General features: G+C 61.2%; 22 protein-coding genes and 1 riboswitch. Of the genes, 19 read left to right on the forward strand and 3 right to left on the reverse strand.

What is annotated here, in order from left to right:
- Nucleotides 1-41 precede the first annotated feature (41 nt).
- From phnG to WNY80_RS01955, 7 genes are read left to right on the forward strand one after another with little or no spacing between them, the layout of a single operon-like run.
- Nucleotides 42-524 carry a phosphonate C-P lyase system protein PhnG gene (gene phnG, locus WNY80_RS01925; protein ID WP_342885650.1) on the forward strand — a complete coding sequence of 161 codons (483 nt, stop codon included), beginning with the start codon at nucleotides 42-44 and terminating at the stop codon, nucleotides 522-524.
- Complete coding sequence (phnH, locus tag WNY80_RS01930; protein WP_342885651.1) at nucleotides 524-1144, forward strand: phosphonate C-P lyase system protein PhnH; 621 nt, start codon at nucleotides 524-526, stop codon at nucleotides 1142-1144. The genes phnG and phnH overlap by 1 nt, the downstream gene beginning before the upstream one ends.
- A 3-nt stretch (nucleotides 1145-1147) precedes the next feature.
- The gene (locus tag WNY80_RS01935) at nucleotides 1148-2275 is read left to right on the forward strand and encodes a carbon-phosphorus lyase complex subunit PhnI (RefSeq protein ID WP_342885652.1); all 1128 of its coding nucleotides are present in this window, start codon (nucleotides 1148-1150) and stop codon (nucleotides 2273-2275) included.
- A complete protein-coding gene (locus WNY80_RS01940; protein WP_342885653.1) occupies nucleotides 2272-3189 on the forward strand; it encodes an alpha-D-ribose 1-methylphosphonate 5-phosphate C-P-lyase PhnJ in 918 nt (305 codons plus the stop codon). Before WNY80_RS01935 ends, WNY80_RS01940 begins: the two co-directional genes overlap by 4 nt.
- Nucleotides 3189-4013, forward strand: coding sequence for a phosphonate C-P lyase system protein PhnK (gene phnK / locus WNY80_RS01945; RefSeq protein ID WP_342885654.1), 825 nt, complete (start codon nucleotides 3189-3191; stop codon nucleotides 4011-4013). The genes WNY80_RS01940 and phnK overlap by 1 nt, the downstream gene beginning before the upstream one ends.
- Nucleotides 4014-4016: 3 nt before the next feature.
- Nucleotides 4017-4724, forward strand: a complete 708-nt coding sequence (phnL, locus tag WNY80_RS01950; RefSeq protein ID WP_342885655.1) for a phosphonate C-P lyase system protein PhnL — start codon at nucleotides 4017-4019, stop codon at nucleotides 4722-4724.
- Nucleotides 4721-5335 (forward strand): DapH/DapD/GlmU-related protein, encoded by a 615-nt coding sequence (locus WNY80_RS01955; protein ID WP_342885656.1) that lies wholly within the window; start codon nucleotides 4721-4723, stop codon nucleotides 5333-5335. Before phnL ends, WNY80_RS01955 begins: the two co-directional genes overlap by 4 nt.
- Here WNY80_RS01955 and bluB read toward each other — a convergent pair.
- On the reverse strand, nucleotides 5332-6012 hold the full coding sequence (gene bluB / locus WNY80_RS01960) for a 5,6-dimethylbenzimidazole synthase (protein ID WP_342885657.1): 681 nt from the start codon (nucleotides 6010-6012) through the stop codon (nucleotides 5332-5334). The two genes, WNY80_RS01955 and bluB, sit on opposite strands and share 4 nt — an antisense overlap.
- A gap of 48 nt (nucleotides 6013-6060) precedes the next feature.
- Nucleotides 6061-6242, reverse strand: a riboswitch (cobalamin riboswitch).
- A 181-nt stretch (nucleotides 6243-6423) separates the two neighbouring features.
- Between bluB and phnC the strand changes: the two genes are divergently transcribed.
- The 7 genes from phnC (at nucleotide 6424) to phnN (ending at nucleotide 13301) form a co-directional block, all read left to right on the forward strand.
- Nucleotides 6424-7305, forward strand: coding sequence for a phosphonate ABC transporter ATP-binding protein (gene phnC, locus WNY80_RS01965; protein WP_342885658.1), 882 nt, complete (start codon nucleotides 6424-6426; stop codon nucleotides 7303-7305).
- A gap of 56 nt (nucleotides 7306-7361) precedes the next feature.
- Nucleotides 7362-8273 carry a phosphonate ABC transporter substrate-binding protein gene (gene phnD, locus WNY80_RS01970; protein WP_342885659.1) on the forward strand — a complete coding sequence of 304 codons (912 nt, stop codon included), beginning with the start codon at nucleotides 7362-7364 and terminating at the stop codon, nucleotides 8271-8273.
- A 75-nt stretch (nucleotides 8274-8348) separates the two neighbouring features.
- A complete protein-coding gene (gene phnE, locus WNY80_RS01975; protein ID WP_342885660.1) occupies nucleotides 8349-9314 on the forward strand; it encodes a phosphonate ABC transporter, permease protein PhnE in 966 nt (321 codons plus the stop codon).
- On the forward strand, nucleotides 9311-10855 hold the full coding sequence (gene phnE / locus WNY80_RS01980; protein WP_342885661.1) for a phosphonate ABC transporter, permease protein PhnE: 1545 nt from the start codon (nucleotides 9311-9313) through the stop codon (nucleotides 10853-10855). The genes phnE (WNY80_RS01975) and phnE (WNY80_RS01980) overlap by 4 nt, the downstream gene beginning before the upstream one ends.
- Entirely contained in the window at nucleotides 10855-11562 is a 708-nt protein-coding gene (locus tag WNY80_RS01985) for a DUF1045 domain-containing protein (protein ID WP_342886288.1), read from the forward strand. Before phnE (WNY80_RS01980) ends, WNY80_RS01985 begins: the two co-directional genes overlap by 1 nt.
- Nucleotides 11563-12702 carry an alpha-D-ribose 1-methylphosphonate 5-triphosphate diphosphatase gene (locus WNY80_RS01990; RefSeq protein ID WP_342885662.1) on the forward strand — a complete coding sequence of 380 codons (1140 nt, stop codon included), beginning with the start codon at nucleotides 11563-11565 and terminating at the stop codon, nucleotides 12700-12702. It begins immediately after the preceding gene.
- Nucleotides 12702-13301: a phosphonate metabolism protein/1,5-bisphosphokinase (PRPP-forming) PhnN gene (phnN, locus tag WNY80_RS01995; protein ID WP_342885663.1), complete on the forward strand. Its 600-nt coding sequence runs from the start codon at nucleotides 12702-12704 to the stop codon at nucleotides 13299-13301. Before WNY80_RS01990 ends, phnN begins: the two co-directional genes overlap by 1 nt.
- Nucleotides 13302-13372: 71 nt before the next feature.
- Here phnN and WNY80_RS02000 read toward each other — a convergent pair whose 3' ends face one another.
- The gene (locus tag WNY80_RS02000; RefSeq protein ID WP_342885664.1) at nucleotides 13373-13627 is read right to left on the reverse strand and encodes a hypothetical protein; all 255 of its coding nucleotides are present in this window, start codon (nucleotides 13625-13627) and stop codon (nucleotides 13373-13375) included.
- Between the two features lie 325 nt (nucleotides 13628-13952).
- Between WNY80_RS02000 and WNY80_RS02005 the strand changes: the two genes are divergently transcribed.
- The 3 genes from WNY80_RS02005 to WNY80_RS02015 all read left to right on the forward strand — a co-directional run bounded on the left by WNY80_RS02005 (nucleotide 13953) and on the right by WNY80_RS02015 (nucleotide 17660).
- On the forward strand, nucleotides 13953-15872 hold the full coding sequence (locus tag WNY80_RS02005) for a methyl-accepting chemotaxis protein (RefSeq protein WP_342885665.1): 1920 nt from the start codon (nucleotides 13953-13955) through the stop codon (nucleotides 15870-15872).
- A 69-nt stretch (nucleotides 15873-15941) separates the two neighbouring features.
- A complete protein-coding gene (locus WNY80_RS02010) occupies nucleotides 15942-16529 on the forward strand; it encodes a hypothetical protein (RefSeq protein WP_342885666.1) in 588 nt (195 codons plus the stop codon).
- 306 nt (nucleotides 16530-16835) lie between these two features.
- A complete protein-coding gene (locus WNY80_RS02015) occupies nucleotides 16836-17660 on the forward strand; it encodes a metallophosphoesterase (protein ID WP_342885667.1) in 825 nt (274 codons plus the stop codon).
- Nucleotides 17661-17693: 33 nt separating this feature from the next.
- Here WNY80_RS02015 and WNY80_RS02020 read toward each other — a convergent pair whose 3' ends face one another.
- Complete coding sequence (locus WNY80_RS02020) at nucleotides 17694-18098, reverse strand: rhodanese-like domain-containing protein (protein ID WP_342885668.1); 405 nt, start codon at nucleotides 18096-18098, stop codon at nucleotides 17694-17696.
- Nucleotides 18099-18236: 138 nt separating this feature from the next.
- On the opposite strand from WNY80_RS02020, the gene WNY80_RS02025 reads away from it, so the two are divergent.
- Nucleotides 18237-19508 (forward strand): FAD-binding oxidoreductase, encoded by a 1272-nt coding sequence (locus WNY80_RS02025; protein WP_342885669.1) that lies wholly within the window; start codon nucleotides 18237-18239, stop codon nucleotides 19506-19508.
- Nucleotides 19509-19641: 133 nt separating this feature from the next.
- Nucleotides 19642-21294: an FAD-binding dehydrogenase gene (locus WNY80_RS02030; protein WP_342885670.1), complete on the forward strand. Its 1653-nt coding sequence runs from the start codon at nucleotides 19642-19644 to the stop codon at nucleotides 21292-21294.
- Nucleotides 21295-21308: the final 14 nt, after the last annotated feature.

Raw genomic sequence — 21308 nt, forward strand, 5'->3', positions numbered from 1 at the left:
TATATTGTTGTCTAGATAAATAGACAAATAAGGAGTTATCAATGCCACTTGCGGAAACCATCCCGGATGATGCGCTGGCCCCGGAGGTCGCTGCGCGTCAGAGACGTCTGTCGGTTCTGGCCAAAGCGCCGGCCAAGCAGTTGTTGTCGTGCTGGAAGCAGACCGGTCTCAATCCGCCTGTCGAATTGCTGCGCGGGCCTGAGACCGGGCTTGTCGCGCTGCAGGGTCGTGCAGGCGGCACAGGGCAGCCATTTCATGTCGGTGAGGTTTCGGCCACCCGCGTGACCGTGCGGATCGGGTCGGGGCAGGTCGGGCATGCGATGATCAGCGGCCGCGACACCCGCAAGGCGCAACTGGTCGCCGTCATCGATGCGCTGGCCCAGGATCCCGCCCATGCCGACATGATCGAAGAGGTGATTGTCGCGCCGCTGGAAGCGCTCGCCAGCGAGGCGGATGCAAAACTGCGCGAAGAGACCGCGGCGACCCGGGTCAATTTTTTCACCATGGTGCGAGGGGAAGACTGATGCCGTCCGCCACACATACTTCCACCGTCTATGAAGGCGGGTTCGCCGATCCTGTCGGTGCCTCGCAAACCGTGTTCCGGGCTCTGATGGACGCGATGGCGCGGCCGGGCTCGGTGCGCGCACTTCCGGATGTGACCGCACCGCCGGCTCCGTTGTCTGCGTCGGCTTCTGCGCTGATTGCCACGCTGGCCGATGCCGATACACCGGTCTGGCTGGACCCGGCACTGGCAAACGCCTCGGCAGTCAGGGACTGGATCGTGTTCCACACCGGGGCATCGGTGGTGGACAACCCGTCCGATGCAGCATTTGCGCTTGTGGCCGCGCCGCAAAACCTTTCGGCGCTGAACGGGTTTTCGCTCGGTAGCCAGGAATTTCCGGATCGTTCGACCACGATCATCCTGCAGGTTGCCACGCTGTCCGAAGGCGCTGCGCTTGTACTGAAAGGCCCCGGCATCAAGGGCCAGGCTTCGCTGGCGCCGGCGCCGATGCCGCAGCATTTTCTGGAGCAATGGCAGGCCAACCGGGCGGCGTTTCCGCGCGGTGTCGATCTGGTTCTTGCCGGTCCCGATTGCGTGGCGGCACTTCCGCGCAGCACCCGTCTTGCCCGAAGGGAGGCCTAGGCCATGTATGTTGCTGTCAAAGGCGGTGAAGCCGCCATCGCCAACGCCCACCGCCTGCTTGGCGCGCGCCGCCGGGGCGATGCGGGCGTGCCCGGGCTGACGCTCGAGCAGATTGCCGGGCAGTTGTCGCTCGCTGTCGACCGGGTGATGGGTGAGGGCTCGCTTTACGATCCCGAGCTTGCAGCGCTTGCCATCAAGCAGGCGCGGGGTGATCTGATAGAAGCGGTGTTCCTGCTTCGCGCCTACCGCACAACCCTGCCGCGGTTCGGGCATTCCGAACCGATGGACACCGGCAAAATGCTGGTCGAGCGGCGGATCTCGGCAATCTACAAGGACCTGCCGGGCGGGCAGTTGCTTGGCCCGACCTTCGATTACACCCACCGTCTTCTCGATCCGGCCCTGGCCGGAGACGAGCCGCTGGATGCGCCCGAGACCGCGCCGGACGCGGGCGAGACGGTGACACGCGTCTCCGACATTCTCGGCGATGAAGGGCTGATCGAGGATGATCCGGTTGTGGATGCGTCACGTCCGGTGGCCGATATCACCCGCACCCCGACCGAATATCCGATGGACCGGGATGCGCGGCTGCAAACGCTGGCGCGCGGCGATGAAGGGTTCTTGCTGGCGCTGGCCTATTCGACCCAGCGCGGTTATGCGCGCAGCCACCCGTTTGCTGGTGAAATCCGCATCGGCGAAGTCGATGTCGAGGTGATGATCCCCGAACTCGGATTCACTGTGGTGATCGGCCGGGTGAAACTGACCGAATGCCAGATGGTCAACCAGTTTCAGGGCTCGGCCAAGGCGCCGCCGCAATTTACCCGCGGTTACGGGCTGGTGTTCGGCCACGCCGAACGCAAGGCGATGGCGATGTCGCTGTGCGACCGGGCGCTGCGCGCATCCGAGCTCGGCGAGGACATTGTCGCGCCGGCACAGGACGAGGAATTCGTGCTGTCGCATTGCGACAATGTGCAGGCGACCGGTTTTGTCGAGCACCTCAAGCTGCCGCATTACGTCGATTTCCAGGCCGAGCTGGATCTGGTGCGCCGCATGCGGGCTGAGCATTTCGCCAGTGCCACGAAGGCGAATGATGACGCTGCTGCGACTGATGACACGATGGAGGCCGCGGAATGAACGCGCTGACACAAAACGATTCCGCACAGAACCTGGCGAGCTACAATTTCGCCTATCTCGATGAGCAGACCAAGCGGATGATCCGCCGGGCGATTCTCAAGGGCATTGCCATTCCCGGCTACCAGGTGCCGTTCGCTTCCCGCGAGATGCCGATGCCCTATGGCTGGGGCACCGGCGGGGTGCAGGTGACGGCTGCAATCATCGGGCGCGACGATGTGCTCAAGGTGATCGACCAGGGGGCGGATGATACCACCAATGCGGTGTCGATCCGGGCCTTCTTCGCCAAGACCGCCGGTGTGGCCACGACCACGTCAACGCCGGATGCCTCGATCATCCAGACAAGGCACCGGATTCCGGAAACACCGCTCAAGGAAGGCCAGGTGCTGGTCTACCAGGTGCCGATCCCGGAACCGTTGCGATTTTTAGAGCCGCGCGAAACCGAAACCCGCAAGATGCATGCGCTTGAGGAATATGGCCTGATGCACGTCAAGCTTTACGAGGACATCGCCCGCAATGGCCATATCGCCACGACCTATGCCTATCCGGTCAAGGTCGAGGGGCGCTATGTGATGGATCCGTCGCCGACGCCAAAATTCGACAATCCGAAGATGCACCAGTCCGAGGCGCTGCAATTGTTTGGCGCGGGGCGGGAAAAACGGATCTACGCGATCCCGCCGTACACGGAAGTTGTCAGCCTCGATTTCGAGGACCATCCGTTCGAAATCCAGCATTTCAATGAGCCTTGCGCCATGTGCGGTGCAGAACAAGTCTATCTCGACGAGGTGGTGCTCGATGACAAGGGCGGGCGCATGTTCGTCTGCTCCGACACCCATTATTGCGAAAGCCGCCGGGCCGATGGCCATCGCGGCGTGTTGCTTGGCGATGACGCCGAGATTGAAAAGGAGGCGATGTGATGAGCCTTTCCCAGACCATTGACGCTCCTGCGGGCAAGCTCGCATCTGCCCCATCCCAGCCGCTGTTGAGCGTGGACAACCTGACCCGGGTCTATGGCAAGCGCATCGGTTGCGCCGATGTCAGTTTTGATTTGTGGCCGGGAGAGGTGCTGGCAATCGTCGGTGAATCCGGCTCCGGCAAGACCACGCTGCTCAACTGCATCTCCTCACGCATGACGCCGACTTGCGGCACGGTTCACTACCGGATGCGTGGTGGCGAAAGCGCCGACATCTACAAGATGGCTGAAGCCGAACGGCGCTACCTGATGCGCACGGACTGGGGTTTCGTGCACCAGAACCCGATTGATGGGTTACGGATGACCGTCTCGGCCGGCGCCAATGTCGGCGAGCGGCTGATGGCGGTGGGCAACCGGCATTACGGCAACATCCGTAGCACCGCGATCGAGTGGCTCTCCCGTGTCGAGATCGATGAAGACCGGGTTGATGATCAGCCGCGGACCTTTTCCGGCGGCATGCGGCAGCGGTTGCAGATTGCCCGCAACCTGGTGACCGAGCCAAGGCTGGTGTTCATGGATGAACCGACCGGCGGTCTTGATGTTTCGGTGCAGGCGCGGTTGCTCGACCTGCTGCGTGGGCTGGTTTCCGATCTCGGCCTTGCCGTGGTGGTGGTCACCCACGATCTGGCCGTGGCGCGGTTGCTGTCGGACCGAATGATCGTGATGAAGGAGGGCAGGGTGATCGAGGCGGGTCTCACCGACCGGGTGCTTGATGATCCGCGTGCGCCCTACACCCAGCTTCTTGTTTCCTCAATTCTGCAGGTCTGACCCATGAAAACGTTGCTTGTCGCTTCGGACGTGAAAAAGACATTCGTCATGCATATGCGTGGCGGTGTTGAATTGCCGGTCGTCACCAATGTGTCGTTCTCGCTGAAAGCCGGGTCCTGCGCGGTGTTGGGCGGACCGTCCGGCGTTGGAAAAAGCTCGATCCTGAAAATGCTCTACGGCAATTACGGCTGCGACAGCGGTCAGATCCTGGTGAGCCATCACGGCAAACATATCGATGTTGCCAGTGCCGATCCGCGCATGGTGCTGGCGATCCGACGCGACACGATCGGCTATGTCAGCCAGTTTTTACGCGCCGTGCCGCGCGTCTCGGCGCTCGATGTTGCCGCCGAGCCGTTGTTGATCCGGGGCATTGCGCAGGAGATCGCACACCAGCGGGCGCGGGATCTGTTTGCCGAGCTCAACCTTCCCGAAAAGCTCTGGTCGCTGCCGCCGGCGACATTTTCTGGCGGCGAGCAGCAGCGCGTCAACATTGCCCGCGGCTTCATCACCGATCACCCGATCCTGCTGCTGGATGAACCGACAGCCTCGCTGGATGCCGCCAACCGCGAAGTGGTGATCAACCTGATTGCCCGCAAGAAGGCAGATGGCGCGGCATTGCTCGGCATTTTCCACGATCAGGAGGTTCGCGATGCGGTGGCCGATCAGATCATCGATGTATCTGCCTTTGCCACCGGAAAGTCTGCGGCATGACGAAGCTGTCAGGGACACCGCTGGTGCATGACAGCGCCAAGGTCGTGGGTTCCACCCTTGGTCGCTACACCGAGGTTGGCGCCAATTGCACCGTGGCGCACTCGAGCATGGGGGATTATTCCTATTGCGTCGAGAACACCCAGATCGCCTATGCGAGCATCGGCAAGTTTGCCAATATCGCCAGTCATGTGCGGATCTATGCCAGCATGCATCCGATGGAGCGGGCGTCGCTGCATCATTTCAGCTATCGCTCGTCGTGGTATTTCGACGGCGAGACTGACGATCAGGATTTCTTCGACTGGCGCGCCGGGCAGGGGATCAGCATCGGCCACGACACCTGGATCGGCCATGGCGCGGTGGTGATGCCCGGTGTGAGCATCGGCAATGGCGCGATCATCGGGGCCAACGCGGTGGTGACCAAAGATGTTGCCGATTTCGCCATTGCCGTCGGCGTGCCTGCGCGAACCATCCGGCAACGGTTCTCCGATGACATCGCCAGCCGCCTCGATGCGCTGGCCTGGTGGGACTGGGAGCATGAAAAGCTGCATGCGGCGCTTCATGATTTCCGGGCGCTGCCGGTCGAGGCGTTTATCGAAAAACATGGTGGCTAGGGTTCGCCCTGCCAGCATTCCTCGAAAATCAGCTCATCGAGCGGCAGCCGGCGGTTCCAGCCCTTGACCTCGAGTTCCGGCCGCTCATAGAGCTCGTCGACATAGCCAAGGCAGAGATAGGCGACGATCTCGATCCGGTCGGGGATGCTCAGGATGGCTTTGAGATCGGCGTCGCGAAAGATGCTGACCCAGCCCATGCCGATGCCCTCGGCGCGGGCTGCAAGCCACAGGTTCTGCACCGCGCAGACCGTGCTGTAGAGATCCATGCTGGAATTGTGGGTCTTGCCCAGAACCACATCGCCGCCTCGTTTTCGATTGCAGGTGACGCAGATGTTGAGTGGCGCCTTGCGGATGCCTTCAAGTTTCAATGATTTGTATTTGGGTTGCCGTTCTTCTGGAAACAGTTTGACAGCTTCGTCGTTGGCGCGCGCGAACGCGTCGGCCACCCTGTCGCGCACCGGTTGGCTGCGGATGGTGATGAAGTTCCAGGGTTGCATGAACCCCACGGACGGTGCGTGATGCGCGGCTTGCAAAAGCCGTCGTAGAACGTCATCCGGAACCGGCTCCGGCAGGAACTGGTCGCGCACATCGCGGCGGGTGAAGATGGCCTTGTAAACGGCGTCGCGTTCAGCCGTCACGAATGGTTCTGCTGCAGACAGCATGGATGTCTTCGGCATTGTTTGATCCCCAACAATCCGGAAAAACCCGCAGCGCTGTCCATGCGCTGAAAGGCTATGACATCTGGCCGGTCTTCTGACTTCGGATCATCTGACCTGCGCGCCTTCCCGGGCTCTCCCAGTGGCATGAAGCGCAGACCATCCCCGTCACAGCGTTGGGCACGTTCCGGATTCTCGCCGGATTCCCGATTCTCCCGCATCACACGGGCACCAGACATCCACATAGGGCCATGACTGAAGCGCGGACGCAAGTCTGTTTTGCGCTTGGAAAATGGAGGTTTCGCACCAGGCCTCTCCGGGCCTGTGGAACGTAACAAAACTGACATCAAACCGACATCGGCCTTTCACATGGCTGGGCTAGGTCACTCCTCGAAAGTCGCAAGACCAATCGTGATCCCGGGGGATTTGCCCATGCTTGAATTGACCGACGTGACCCGCCGTTTTGGCACCAACATTGCTGTTGATGCCGTCACGCTGTCTATCCCGGAAGGGCAGATGGTCGGTGTTATCGGGCGTTCGGGCGCCGGCAAGTCGACGCTCCTGCGCATGATCAACCGGTTGACGCCGACAAGCAGCGGCGAGATCCGGTTCAAGGGCAAGACCGTGTCCGGGCTCGGTGGTGCAGGGTTGCGCAATTGGCATCGCGATTGCGCGATGATCTTCCAGCAGTTCAACTTGGTGCCGCGGCTTGACGTGTTGACTAATGTGCTGCTTGGCCGGCTCAATCACCGCTCGACGGTGCTCAACATTCTCAACATCTTCACGGTCGAGGAGCGAGCCAAAGCCTTGATGGCGCTGGAGCGTCTCGGCATTGCCCAGACCGCATTGCAGATGGCGGGAACCCTGTCGGGTGGCCAGCAGCAGCGTGTCGCCATTGCGCGGGCGCTGATGCAGTCGCCCTCGATGGTACTGGCCGACGAGCCGATCGCCTCGCTTGATCCGCTCAACGCGCAGATCGTCATGGACGCGCTCAAAGACATCAACGAGCGCGAAGGCATTACCGTGATCACCAATCTGCACACGCTCGATACGGCGCGTGCCTATTGCGAGCGGGTGATCGGCATGGCCGGCGGCAAGGTGGTGTTTGACGGCTCGCCCGACGAGCTGACCAGTGACGCCGTGCGGATGATCTACGGCGCCTCCGATGACGGTACAGAGATCTCGGAAGCCATCACCTCGACATCGATTTCCGCCGAACGCCCTATCGTTCCGGCCAAGTCCAAATCCACCGGTCCGTTGCAGCCGGCGCTCAGCGTCAAGCCTGCAGCAGCCGAGGTCGCCTTGCCCGCGTAACAGGCCCAACCCACGGAATGGCCGGCATCCTGCCGGATCTCACCAGGAGCAGATCAATGTTCAAGAAAGCCCTTCTCGCAGCGGCATCGTTCGCCGCCATCATCGCTGTCCAGCCTGCAGGCGCCGAAGACCTCAAGGACTTCCGTATCGGCATTCTCGGCGGCGAAAACGAAGCCGACCGCCTGCGCAGCTTCCAGTGCATGACCGAAAAACTGCCCGCCGTTCTCGGCGTGGAAAAAGTCTCGCTGTTTCCGGCCGCCGATTATGACGGCGTGATCCAGGGCCTGCTCGGCGGCACGCTCGATTATGCCGAACTTGGGGCATCGGGCTACGCCAAGGTCTATCTTGAAAACAAGGACGCTGTTGAGCCGATCCTGACCACGATCCAGACCGATGGCGCCACCGGCTACTACTCCGTCATGGTTGCGCGCAAGGATTCTGGCATCACCAAGCTGGAAGACCTCAAGGGCAAGAAGCTCGGCTTCGCCGATCCGGATTCCACGTCCGGCTTCCTGGTTCCTTCGGTCACGCTGCCTGCCGCCATCGGCATGCCGATTGCCGAGTATTTCGGTGAAACCGGCTTCGGCGGTGGTCACGAGAACCTGGTTCTGGAAGTCGTCAAGGGCAACTTCGATGCCGGCACCACCTGGGCTTCGGGCGTTGGCGAGTTCAAGGACGGCTACACATCGGGCAATCTGAAGAAGATGGTCGACAAGGGCATCGTCGACATGGGTGACCTGGTCCAGGTCTGGCAGTCGCCGCTGATCCCGAATGGTCCGATTGTTGTCCGTTCAACCATGGACACCGACATGAAGGCCAAGTTCAAGGACTTCATGATGGCACTGCCCGAGAGCGATCCCGAATGCTTCGCCTCCATCCAGGGCGGCGATTACAAGGGTTTCACCGAAGTTGATTCCTCGTTCTACCAGGCAATCATCGAAGCCCGCCGCGCCAAGATCGGCTCGTAAACCTTCCCTCTGCAAAACGGCCGCGGTCTCTTGTGAAAGGGACCGCGGTTTTCCTTGTCACAGCAGGATCAGATCATGAAACCGTCCCAGCATTCCCCGATGGTCACGGAGACCGAGCGGCACTGGCAGGCGCTGGCGCGGCAGCGGCGCATCTATACCGGGTTGGGGCTTGTCCTGCTGCTGATGGCGCTGGCCGGATCGCTGTGGTTTGCCAACGAGACCAATGCCGGCAAATTCTGGGACCGGCTGCCGCATTTCTTCGATTTTTTCGGTGACATGATCCCGCGCGACGGCTGGGAAGTCTGGCGGGCGCTGTTTGACCTGGAAAGTCCCTATGCCGATGGATCGCTGAAATACGACTATCCGGAGGGCCGGGTCTGGCTGACCGCAAACCTCTACATGCCCGAATATGTGTTCAAGATGATCGAGACCATCAACATAGCCATCGTCTCGACCATCATCGGCTTTGTCTTCGGTTTCCTGCTGTGCTTCCTGGCAGCGTCCAACCTGACCACGCGGGCCTGGCTGCGTGGCTTTGTCCGCCGCTTTCTGGAAATCCTGCGTGCCTTCCCGGAGATCGTGATTGCCGGCTTCTTTGCCGCGATCCTGTCGCTTGGGCCGGTGCCGGCGATCATTGCCGTGGCGATCCACACCATCGGCTCGCTCGGCAAGATGTTTTTCGAAGTGGTCGAAAACGCCGACATGAAGGCCGATGAAGGCCTGCGCGCGGTTGGCGGCAACTGGGTCGAGCGGGTCCGCTTCGGCATGGTTCCGCAGGTGCTGCCGAATTTCCTGAGCTACACCTTGATGCGGCTTGAAATCAATGTCCGCGCCTCGACCATTATCGGTGCGGTTGGCGGTGGTGGCATTGGTGAGGCGCTCAGGTTGTCGATCAGCCGTGGCCATGAGGCCAAGACCATTGCCATCATCATCCTGCTTCTGACCACGGTGATAGCCGTCGACCAGTTCTCGGCATGGCTGCGCAAGCGGGTGGTTGGCGAGCAGGCCTTCGAAAGCGCCTATGGGGAAGCTTTGACATGACTGCCATAACCGCAAGCCAGCTCGACGAGATCACCGGACGTTATCCGGATGTGTTCAAGCGATCGTTTCTGACCCGCTACAGCAAGATATTGGTGGTGGCAGCGGTCGCCATCTATCTGGTGTTTGCCTGGAACCTGTTCGCTGTAGGGCAGGTGATCCAGCGCGGCAGCTGGGACATTGCCGGCAGCTATCTCGCTGACTGGATCTCCTACGAAGTCCGGCCGGATATCGTCTATCACGACGGCTATCTGGAGGTGGAGTTTCCAAAATACTCACCTCTGGGTTCTGACCCGAGGCCTGACTGGCTGGTGACCGAAAATGCAGAAGTCACCGTCGTGACCAAAGCGGCGACTGCGGCGCCTGTTGCGACGCCGCCGGCGGCCACGGGCTTCCTGGTTCCGGGAGCGAAAGGGACGTCGACCGGGTTCATGGCGCCGGGTGCTGCAACCGGCGGCGCTGCGGCAGATGCCGGGCAACAGGCGGCCGAGACGAAAGCAACGTCGGAGCGGAAAGTGCTGCCGGTTCGCGCCGAGGTCAGCATGGGTTCTGCCGGTTCCGTGCTGGTGGAGCCTTACCGGGTGACGCTGAAGCGCGGTACCGAGACCGTTCTGGTCAATGTCGGATCCGACGGCATCGTCCGCGCCGAGGGCGCGCTGCCGGAATGGGTTGACGTGCGCCGGGGTGGCGAAAAGATCATTGCTGGTTTCGGTTTTGCCGGGCGGGTCGAAATCGAGGATGACGAGGTCAAGATCCGGCAACGGTTCCTGGGCTGGGAGAATTTCGTTTTCGATACGTCTTCGCCGTTCTGGAACCGCGGCTTTGGCGACGTGACGGCGACGATCCTGTGGGGCGAGCGGATCAAGCCGGCCCAGTCGAACCTGTCTCTGGCTGTGGACAATTTCCTCAACAATGCCGAGTGGCAGCATGGCGACGTGTTCGTCAAGCTCGGCCAGACCATCGTCATGGCCTTTGTCGGCACGCTGTTTGCCACGGCAATCGCCTTTCCGCTGTCGTTCATGGCGGCGCGCAACATCACGCCGAGTTTCCTCACCAACCAGGTGACCAAGCGGCTGTTCGATTTCCTGCGCTCGGTCGACATGCTGATCTGGGCGCTGTTCTTCACCCGCGCTTTCGGGCCCGGACCGCTGGCCGGTATTTCCGCCATTTTCTTCACCGATACGGGGACACTCGGAAAGCTCTACTCGGAGGCGCTGGAGAATATCGACGAGAAGCAGCGTGAGGGTGTACGCTCGCTGGGCGCGAATCCGGTTCTGGTGCAGCGGTTCGGCGTTGTACCCCAGGTCTTGCCGGTGTTTGTCAGCCAGTCGCTGTATTTCTGGGAATCAAACACCCGCTCGGCAACAATCATCGGAGCGGTCGGCGCCGGGGGCATCGGCCTGAAATTGTGGGAAGCGATGCGGACCAATTCGGACTGGGAAAATGTCGCCTATATGGTGCTGCTGATCCTTTTCGTGGTCTATGTGTTCGACACGATTTCGTCGCGGTTGCGCGGGATGCTGATTGGCAGGGGACAGATGTGATGCGGTATGCCTTCTATTTTTCGCCGGGTTCGGACGAACCGCTTCACCGGCTCGGGTCAAGCTGGCTGGGACGCGATGCCGCAACCGGCAATCCGGTCGAGCATCCCGATCTCGACGGCCTTGGCGCCAGTGAACTGGCGACGATCACCGGTCCGGCCCGGCGCTACGGGTTCCATGCCACGTTGAAGGCGCCGTTCCGTCTTGCCGACGGGGTGAGCGAAGCCGACCTGGTCAGGGCGATGGAAACATTTGCCGAACAGACCGACGTGTTTGAGATTCCATCGTTGATGGTGGGTCGCCTCGAGGGGTTTGTCGCGCTCGTGCCGGGCGGTCCGGCCCCGGAGCTGGCTGCCTTCGCCGGTGCTGTCGTTGAAGCGTTCGAACCGCTGCGCGCGCCCCTGAGCGACAGGGAGATCGAGCGGCGCAACCCGGAATCGCTGTCTTCGGGCGAGTTGAGGAACCTGATGCGGTGGGGGTATCCTTATGTTTTTGACCGCTTCCGTTTTCACATGACCCTGACCAACCGGCTGCCGGAGCCGGACATCACCCGCATCGCCGCTGCTGCGGAAACACATTTTGCACCGGCCCTGGCCGGACCGGTCGTGGTTCGCGCGCTCACGCTGTTTGTCGAGCCGGAACCCGGCGCGCCTTTTCAAATCCACAGCCGGACGCCGCTTGCGTCTGGCCAGCATAGAAAGACTGCCTGAATGACCACCGAGACAATTTTGACCAATGCCCGGCTTGTTCTTGAGGACCGGATCGTTTCCGGAAGCCTGGTGGTCCGCGATGGCGTGATTGCCGAGATCGCGGAAGGCAATTCGGCGAGTGGCGTGGACATGGAAGGGGACTACATCCTGCCCGGCCTGGTGGAGCTGCATACTGATCATCTCGAAGCGCATTACTCGCCACGTCCGGGCGTGCGCTGGAATGCCATCTCGGCGATCCAGTCGCATGACGCCCAGATTGCCTCTTCGGGCATTACCACCGTGTTTGATTGCCTGCGGCTCGGGTCTGACGCTGATGACGGTTTTGAGGTCGGCGAAATGCGCGCGATTGCCGATGCGCTTGCTTCGGCGCGGGCGGAAAACCGGTTGCGCGCCGATCATCTCATTCACTTGCGTTGCGAGGTGTCGGCGGCAGATGTGCTCGATCATTTTGCCGACTTCCAGACAGATACCCAGGTGCGGCTGGCGTCGCTGATGGACCATGCGCCGGGTCAGCGGCAGTTCCAGACGATGGAGCAGTACACGCTATATTACAAGACCAAGCGCGGCCTGTCCGACGAGGCCTTTGCGCACTTCGTCGCCCGGCGGCAGGAATGTTCGGCCCAGTATTCCGATGCGCACCGCAAGGCTATCGCAAGCGCCTGTACCCAGCGCGGGATCACGATTGCCAGCCATGATGATGCAACGCTCGGTCATGTCGAGGAAGCTGTCGGTTTCGGCGTGAAATTGGCGGAGTTTCCAACCAGCATCGAGGCGGCACAGGCATCTCACAAGGCCGGCATGAGCGTCCTGATGGGAGCGCCGAACGTGGTGCGTGGCGGCTCCCATTCCGGAAATATCGCGGCGACCGACCTGGCGCGGGCCGGTGTTCTGGACGTGTTGTCATCGGATTATATTCCGTTCAGCCTGATCCACGCGCCGTTCGTGCTTGCCGATGAAGTCGACGATCTCGACCTGCCTGCCGCGATCCGGCTGGTGACGGCAACGCCTGCGAAAACGGTCGGGCTGGATGACCGGGGTAGCCTGACGCCCGGTAAGCGCGCTGACCTTGTCCGGGTGCGCCGGGAGAGCGGCGTTCCGGTGGTGCGTTCGGTCTGGCGGCAAGGCGAACGGGTCGCCTGATGCAATTGCCGGCGAACCTCAAAAGCACGAATCCGGGCCGGTTGATCGTGGTGCTCGGGCCAAGTGGCTCGGGCAAGGACACGCTGATGTCCTATGCGCGGGATCAGCTTGCCGGCCGGGCAGACGTGCTGTTTGTGCGCAGGGCGATCACCCGGCCTGCCGATGCGGGAAACGAAGACCATGTCGCCATGACCGAGGCCGAGTTCGATGCGGCTATCGACGAGGGGCAGTTTGCATTGACATGGACTGCGAACGGACTGCGTTACGGCTTGCCACGTACCATCGAGGCTCACCTGGCCGAAGGCCGCCTTGCGGTGGTCAATGGATCGAGGGGGGCCTGGAATGTCATTCAGCAGGTGTTTCCGAGTGCTGTGGCCGTGGAGATCCGGGTTGACCCGGCCACTCTGGCGCAACGGCTCCAGGCAAGAGGCCGGGAGAGTGCGTCGGAGATAGAGGCAAGGCTTGAGCGTGCCGCAGCGCTGGATGCGCGGCTGGAGGCCGATGTCGTTATCGACAATTCCGGAGAGATGCATACGGCCGGATCGGCACTGGTGGCATACATGACGCGGGCGATGGGGGCTGGCCGCCTGTCTGAATGACGGGTGACTGACCGGTCTCCGCTGCGGTTCAGGGCAACCTGCCGCGCGCCAAGCAGGCGGCGGCCGGCAGCTCAGTCATCATCTTCCTCGACATCGGGGCCACCGTCGAGCCGGTGTTTGATGGCAAGCGCGTAAATCACGTTGAGAACGTTTCGATCCTTGACGTCGGGATCGCTGAGCGCGAGCAAGGCGGCGCGGACCAGCCGCTTGCTGGTTGCCTTGGGACAACGCTCAAAGACATAGTCGTGCAATTCGGCATCCGACAGGCCTTGGTAGGCTCCCTCGATGAGGGCGTCATATACTTTTCGGACCTTCTTTTTCGGCATTTGGGTTTCCTGCTGTATCGGTCGCTGTAAAGGGCGGTTTCTGATCGGTAAGCGTGAGCATTGTCACAAACAACTGCCAGTCACGTATTCGGTGTTTTCCTGTGTTGTTTTGTCTCCTGGCGTCTTCGGGTTGCCCAAAATTCTGGCAAGGTGCCCATGATTTGCACAGCATGTGAGCGCTTCCCCCTAGTAATTAAGGGTAATTAAACCAGTTGTGCCTAATCTCTAATACTTGAGGACTAGGTCAGACGTCGGACATGAAGCCCGTCGGCCCGCAATGATTGCATAACCGGGACTTGGCGACTGCAATTGTTGAGGGGGTATCATGGGGTTCAATCTGAGCAAGGCCTTGGCTGGCAAAGCCAAAGGCTCAACGCGAAGCATTACGCAAAAAATCGCGATTACCGTCATTCTGGTCAATCTGCTGGGGCTTGCTGTTACCAGTTTTGCGATCTCGCAGATGTCGGGTGCGAACCAGCTGGAAATGGCTGAGCGCAACTGGATCAAGGACACCACCCAGATCGGCGCCCAGGCCGCTGGGGGCGTGAAGTGGGGCAAGACCGAGTCGATCCGCTCGGCCTACGAGATCTTCCAGAATGATCCGAAGCTCGCTCTTGTCGGCTTTACCGCCTTCAATCAGGCCGGAGACCAGGTTGATGTCTGGACGCGGGCGGAAACGCCTGAAGCGTCACTGACACAGGTGCTGAATTCCAATCCCGGCGAATTGAAAGATGCGGTTATCGAGGAAGGGGCTTCGTCGGTAGTCGTTTCCGCCCCGTTGCCCGCCGGCAAGGATGGCGTATCGCTGGGACAGATCAAAACCGTCTGGACGACGGATGATATCGCCATGTCAGCGCGGGATTTTGCGCTCAAGGCAATGGTGTCGCAGATTGCGGTTCTGATCATCTCGGTCGCAATCCTGCTGTTCGCAATGCGCAAGTTTGTCGGCACGCCGCTGGCCGATGTGAACCGCCGTATCGGCGAGTTGCAGGCCGGTGACATTTCAGCCCCTGTTCCGCATGCGGAAAAGGGCGACGAGATCGGCGTCGTGGCGCGCGCCCTGACCGAATTCTGTGACGCCGCGCGGATGAAGCTGGAAGCCGATGCCGAGATGGTGCGGCAGCGCGAACAACTCGATGCGGAGCGCCAGGCCAACATGAGCGAGACCGAACGCTCCTCCGAGGCCCAGCGCAAGGTGGTCGAGGAACTCGGCACCGCGCTCGAAAAGCTCGCCGCCGGCGATCTGACAGCCCGGGTCCCCGACCTTGGCGGTGAATTTGCCGCGCTGCAGGACAATTTCAACAGGGCGCTTGAAGCGCTCGAGGCGACGGTCGGTACCATCGACAGTGCGCAAAATGCAGTCAAGCAGGCGTCGGACAGCCTGGGTGGCTCCACCGACGAGCTGGCCCGCAGGACCGAACAGCAGGCTGCAGCGCTAGAACAGACGGCTGCGGCGCTCGATGAAATCACCACCACCGTCAAGGCTTCCTCCGAGCAGGCCAGCGAAGCCGGTGATCTTGTCGGATCAACGCGTGACGCAGCGACATCGTCGTCGGAGATTGTCCGCTCGGCAATCACGGCCATGGGCGGGATCGAGGAATCCTCATCCCGCATCGCGCAAATTCTCAAGGTGATTGACGATATCGCTTTCCAGACCAACCTGCTGGCGCTGAATGCCGGGGTCGAGGCGGCGCGCGCCGGGGAGGCCGGCAAGGGATTTGCCGTGGTTGCGCAGGAAGTCCGGGACCTGGCGGGGCGCTCGGCCAATGCCGCCAAGGAGATCAAGGACCTGATCGAAGAGAGCGGAGTCCAGGTGAGCAATGGTGTCGATCTGGTCAACCGGACCGGACAGTCCATGGAGCAGATCGAACAACAGATCACGGCGGTGGCGCAGAAGATCGATTCGATTTCCCGGGCTGCCCGCGAACAGGCGACAGGACTGTCGCAGGTCAACACGGCCATCAACGAGATGGACACGATGACCCAGAAGAACGCGGCCATGGTTCAGGACAGCAATACGTCATCGCAGAAGCTGGCCGGTGAATGCGAACGTCTCGCTGACGTCGTCAAATCCTTCAAGCTGACCGGGGCTGCGGTTGCCGCCCGGACGCCGGAAGCACAACGACCCGCACCACCGGTTGCTGCCCGGCCTGCGTCTGCGTCCAGACCGGCCGCACAACCCCAGTATCAAGCCCAGGGCAATGCCGCGCTCGCCCAGAGCACGGACGACTGGGAAGAGTTCTAAGCCAGCGTACCAAGAGCAATGGCGATCAGTGACGATCGCACCCCACTTCAAAACGAGGAGAAGACCGAAATGAAGACCAAGCTTTTTGCATCAGCCCTGCTTGCTGCCACCACAATCGCGTTTGCACCTGTCAGTGTCCAGGCCGAGGAAGCCCATGTCGGCCCGGTCAAGGAATTCATCAGCCAGAGTGTCGAAACATGGCTGACGGATCCGGTCGTGGTCGGCGCCATCAAGGAACAGAACGCAAAGACCAGCGGCCTTGATGCGGCTGCAATCGACAAGCTCGACAAGGAATGGCGTGCGCAGGCAACCGCTTCGGACAAGCCTTTCGTCAACGAGGTGCTGGCGCGTGAACTGTCCAAGTTCCTGATGGAAAAGAAGGAAGGCAGCCAGGGCATGATCACGGAAATGTTCGTGATGGACGCCAAGGGCCTCAATGTCGGCCAGAGCGATGTCACCTCCGATTACTGGCAGGGTGACGAAGCCAAGTGGCAGAAGACCTACGGTGCGGGTGCCGGAGTGGTTTTTGTCGACGAGATCGAGGAAGACGAATCCACTCAGGCGCTTCAGTCGCAGGCCAGCGTGACCATTTCCGATCCGGAAACCGGTGAGCCGATCGGCGCGATTACCGTCGGCATCAATCTCGACATGCTGTAAGCACCAGCCCCGTGCTTTTCCAGTCCCGGCGGGTCCGGGGCCGGAACCACGGTCTTGACTGACCGAGAAGAATCCAACGCCGTGCTTTCCCTGCCTGTATCAGAGGGGAAAGCGCGGCGTTGTGCGTTTGAGTGGCAAGAGGCGCGGGCCAATACGTACAAGCTTGTTTGAAAACCAAAAAGCGGTGGCTTGCTGCCGGGAAGACTTGCGTGGTGTTTTCCGGCGTGGTCGATGGTGATCAAGGCGACTGTCATGGTGATGCAACACATTCCGGATAGTCAGGCCCAAGACGCAATGGAGGCCGTCATGAAGCTTGTGCATATTTCCGACATACACATCAGCGCCGAACCCATCCTCGGCCTCGATTCCGTTGCGAATTTCAGGAAATGTCTGGCCTATGTCGAGGCGCATGACCACGATGCCGACCGGGTGGTGATTACCGGTGACCTGACCCATTTCGGGCTGGAGGAAAACTACCTGGAGCTCAAGGCGATCCTGGATGGCAGCTCGCTCAAGGACAAGCTCGAGCCGCGGCTGATGATCGGCAATCACGACAATCGCGAGATGTTCGCCTCGATGTTTGCAGACACCTGCCGTGACGGGGCGGGATTTGTTCAATGGACCGAACAAACCCCTGCGGGGCTGTTCGTCTACATGGATACGGTTGACCAGGGCAAGCATAGCGGCCGCTACTGTGCGCAGCGGATGGACTGGCTCAGGACTGTGCTCGACAAGGCGCGGAGCGACGGCCAGCGGGCCTATCTGTTCATGCACCACAATCCTGTGCGGGTGCATGTGGCCAATGCCGACATCATCGGCATTGTCGACGAGCGCGCGCTTCAGGCCTTGCTGGCGGAGTACAGGGACACCGTTGCGCACCTGTTCTTCGGCCATTGCCACTATACGCTCAGCGGCTCTGTCTGCGGCATTCCCTATTCGGCTCCGCGCTCGACCAACCACATCTGCTGGCCTGAATTCTCGGGCGAGATCAACCGGATGGGCTACGGCGACCTGGCGCCGAACTACAATGTCTGTTTCCTGAACGAAAACAGCACTGTGGTGCACTCGATTGATTTTCTCGAGGCCGATGAGGTCAAGTGGAAAATCTACACCGATCTCGAACTGCACTGAGTGTTGCAGCTGTGGCAGCGACCATTGCCACCATCAGGAATGATGCTCTGGCGGGAATTCCACCGGGCCGCCCTGAGCTTCCCAGGTGGAAAACCCTTCCTTCAGGTGTGAGGCTTCAAAGCCCATGTCGTTGAGGGTTGCCGTGGTCAGCGCCGAGCGCCAGCCCGATGCGCAATGGAAGACGAATTTCTTGTCCTGGCCGAAAACCTCCTTGTAGTAGGGGCTTTGCGGATCGACCCAGAACTCGACCATGCCGCGCGGGCAGTGGAAACTGCCCGGAATGAAGCCGGAGCGCTGGCGTTCGCGGACATCACGCAGATCAACGATGATGACTGATGGATCGTCGACCATGGCGATGGCGTCACTGGTTTCGATCTCTTCAATGCGGGCGCGGGCTGCTGCGACGAGATCGGCAACCGGGGTGATGTTCTTGACCATAAGGATACCTGCTCAAACGTGTGATGACGCGCACGCATGATTGACGCAACACGGCGCTTGGTTCAACAGTCGTGATGGTGCCGGGCCAAAAAACATGCCCGGGCTGGCAGGTGCGCATCAACCGAAGGAAGTCAGGGCATGCAGGGTTCGTCGACAGTGTCGTTGTGGGATGAGACATCGGAGGAGGTCTGCCAGGGAGCGTCGATGAAGGCTGACGTCACGACCGACCTGGCAATTGTCGGCGGTGGTTATACCGGGCTTTCGACCGCACTTCATGCGGCGGAAAAAGGGCTGGATGCGTGCGTTCTCGAAGCCCACCAGATCGGGTATGGCGGCTCGGGACGGAATGTGGGGCTGGTCAATGCCGGACTTTGGCTGCCGCCGCAGGACGTGCGGGCGAAACTCGGCGGCGAGCCGGGCGCTCGGCTGGTGGATATCCTGGGCGACGGTCCGAACTGCGTGATGTCGCTGATCGAACGGTACCAGATCAGGTGTGAATTGACCCGTTCGGGCACGATTCACGCAGCCCATTCGCAAAGCGGTTTCAAGGATTTGGCGCGGCGGGCCGAGGAATGGACCAGGCTCGGTGCTCCGGTCCGGCTGTTGTCGCGCGACGAGACGGCAGAGAAGATCGGTTCGAGCGCGTTTCATGGTGGCCTGCTTGATGCGCGGGCGGGAACGATCAACCCGATGGGCTATGTGCGCGGCCTGGCGCGTGCGGCGCAGGCTGCGGGCGCACGTATCCATACCGGCGCTGCGGTGACCAGGCTCGAAAAGCAGGCCGGCGGCTGGCTGCTGGAAACCGGGGCAGGTGTTGTCAGGGCGAAATCGGTGGTTCTTGCGACCAATGCCTATTCCGACGATCTATGGCCGGGGCTGAAATCGAGTTTCGTGCCGATCCACTATTTCCAGGTGGCGACAGTTCCGCTGGGCGCCCGGGTTCAGGACATCCTGCCAGAGCGGCAAGGCATCTGGGACACGGGCAAGATCATGTTTTCGCTCAGGCGCGATGCGGCGGACCGCCTGATCATCGGCTCGATGGGATCCGTGGTCGGTGGTGAAAAGGGGCTTTCTGAACGCTGGGCGGCGCGACAGCTCAAGCGGCTGTTTCCTGATCTTGGACCGGTGGAGTTCGAGAAGAGCTGGCACGGCCAGATCGCCATGACCGGCGACCACCTGCCGCGCATCCACCGGCTGGACGAGGGGCTGTATACACCGATCGGATACAATGGCCGCGGCATCGCGCCGGGCACGGTGTTCGGAAAGGCCATGGCGGAGCTGCTGGCCGGTGGCAGCGAGGCCGATCTGCCGATGCCGGTGACGGGCGTCCGGACTGAAGCTGCCCGCGGTCTGAAGGCCGGGTTCTATCAGGCCGCCTTTGCCGCAAACCAGATGCTCAAGAGCCTCTAGGCTTGTCAGCAGGAGTTGCCGCCTGGGGCAGATGGTTTAATGATGAGTGGAGCTTTGCCAAGCTTAACCGGATAGGGCCTGATTGGGTCTGGTTCGGGGCAGGGCAAACAGGTTTGGATCGGGGTGAAGTCAGATGGACAGTTGCGATGTGATCATTGTCGGTGGCGGTCTCGCCGGGCTTGTTGCCGCGGCCGAGTTGGCTGACAGGGGCAAGCAGGTCATCCTTCTTGACCAGGAACCTGAAAACTTTCTCGGTGGACAGGCGTTCTGGTCTCTCGGCGGGTTGTTTCTGGTCGACACGCCGGAACAGCGGCGGATGGGCATCAAGGACAGCCGCGAGCTGGCGCTCAATGACTGGATGGGCTCGGCCCAGTTCGATCGCAAGGAAGATTACTGGCCGCGCAAATGGGCCGAGGCCTATGTCGATTTTGCCGCGGGCGAAATGCGGCCCTGGCTGCACGACATGGGCATGCGCTGGTTTCCGGTTGTAGGATGGGCGGAACGCGGCGGTTCGTTCGCCGACGGGCACGGCAATTCCGTGCCGCGGTTTCACATCACCTGGGGCGTCGGGCCGGGCATTGTCGAGCCGTTTGAGAAACGGGTGCGGGCGCATGTGAAGAACGGCCTTATCGAGCTCAGGTTCCGGCATCGCTGCTCGACCATCATCACTGAGAACAATGCGGTCAAGGGTGTGTCCGGCGAAATCCTTGTCGATGACGTCAAGGACCGCGGGCAATCGACCAGCCGCGACATCAGCGGCGAGTTCGAGCTCAGGGCGGCAAGCGTGCTGGTCACATCGGGCGGGATTGGCGGGAATTTCGACCTGGTGCGCAAGGTCTGGCCGCGCGACCGGCTGGGCGAACCGCCGCGCGAGATGATCGCGGGTGTGCCCGCCCATGTCGATGGCCGGATGATTGCCATCACCGAGGCCGCTGGCGGCCGGGTGATCAACGCGGACCGTATGTGGCACTACACCGAAGGCGTGAAGAACTGGAATCCGATCTGGCCCAATCACGGCATCCGTATCTTACCCGGTCCGTCGTCGATGTGGTTCGATGCGGAAGGCAACCGGCTGAAGCCGCCCTGCCTGCCGGGCTTTGACACCTTGTCGACGCTGCGCGAAATCCTGTCGACCGGTCATGACTATTCCTGGTTCATCATGACCCAGAAGATCCTGAAGAAGGAAGTCGCACTTTCAGGCTCGGAACAGAACCTGGATTTCGCCGCCAAGAGTTGGCTCAAGGTGATCCGTCAGCGGCTGCTGAACAAGCAGGCCGCCCCGGCTGTCGAGGCCTTCAAGCAGCATGGCGAAGACTTCATTGTCGCCAATACGCTGGAGGAACTGGTCGAGGGGATGAACCAGAAGGGTGGGGGGCTGCTTGATCTTGAAAAACTGCGGGCGCAGATCGTGGCGCGGGACAGCCAGATCGCCAATCCTTTCACCAAGGATGCGCAGCTGATGGCGGTGCATGCGGCACGGAACTATCGCGGCGACAAGTTGATGCGCACGGCCAAGCTGCACCGGTTCCTCGATCCGGACAACGGGCCGCTGATCGCGGTCAAGCTGCACATCATCACGCGCAAGACGCTGGGCGGCTTTGAGACCGATCTCAACGGCCAGGTGCTCAATGCGCGAGGCGAGCGAATCGAGGGACTGTTTGCCGCCGGTGAAGTCAGCGGTTTCGGCGGCGGCGGTTACCATGGCTACAACGCGCTGGAAGGCAGTTTCCTCGGGGGCTGCATCTTCTCGGGTCGCCATGCCGGACGGGCAGAGACGATCGCCTGACGCTGACCGAATGA

Origin of the sequence: Hoeflea sp. AS16 (genome assembly GCF_038900095.1) — a bacterium.
In the GTDB taxonomy this organism is placed as follows: Bacteria; Pseudomonadota; Alphaproteobacteria; order Rhizobiales; family Rhizobiaceae; genus Hoeflea.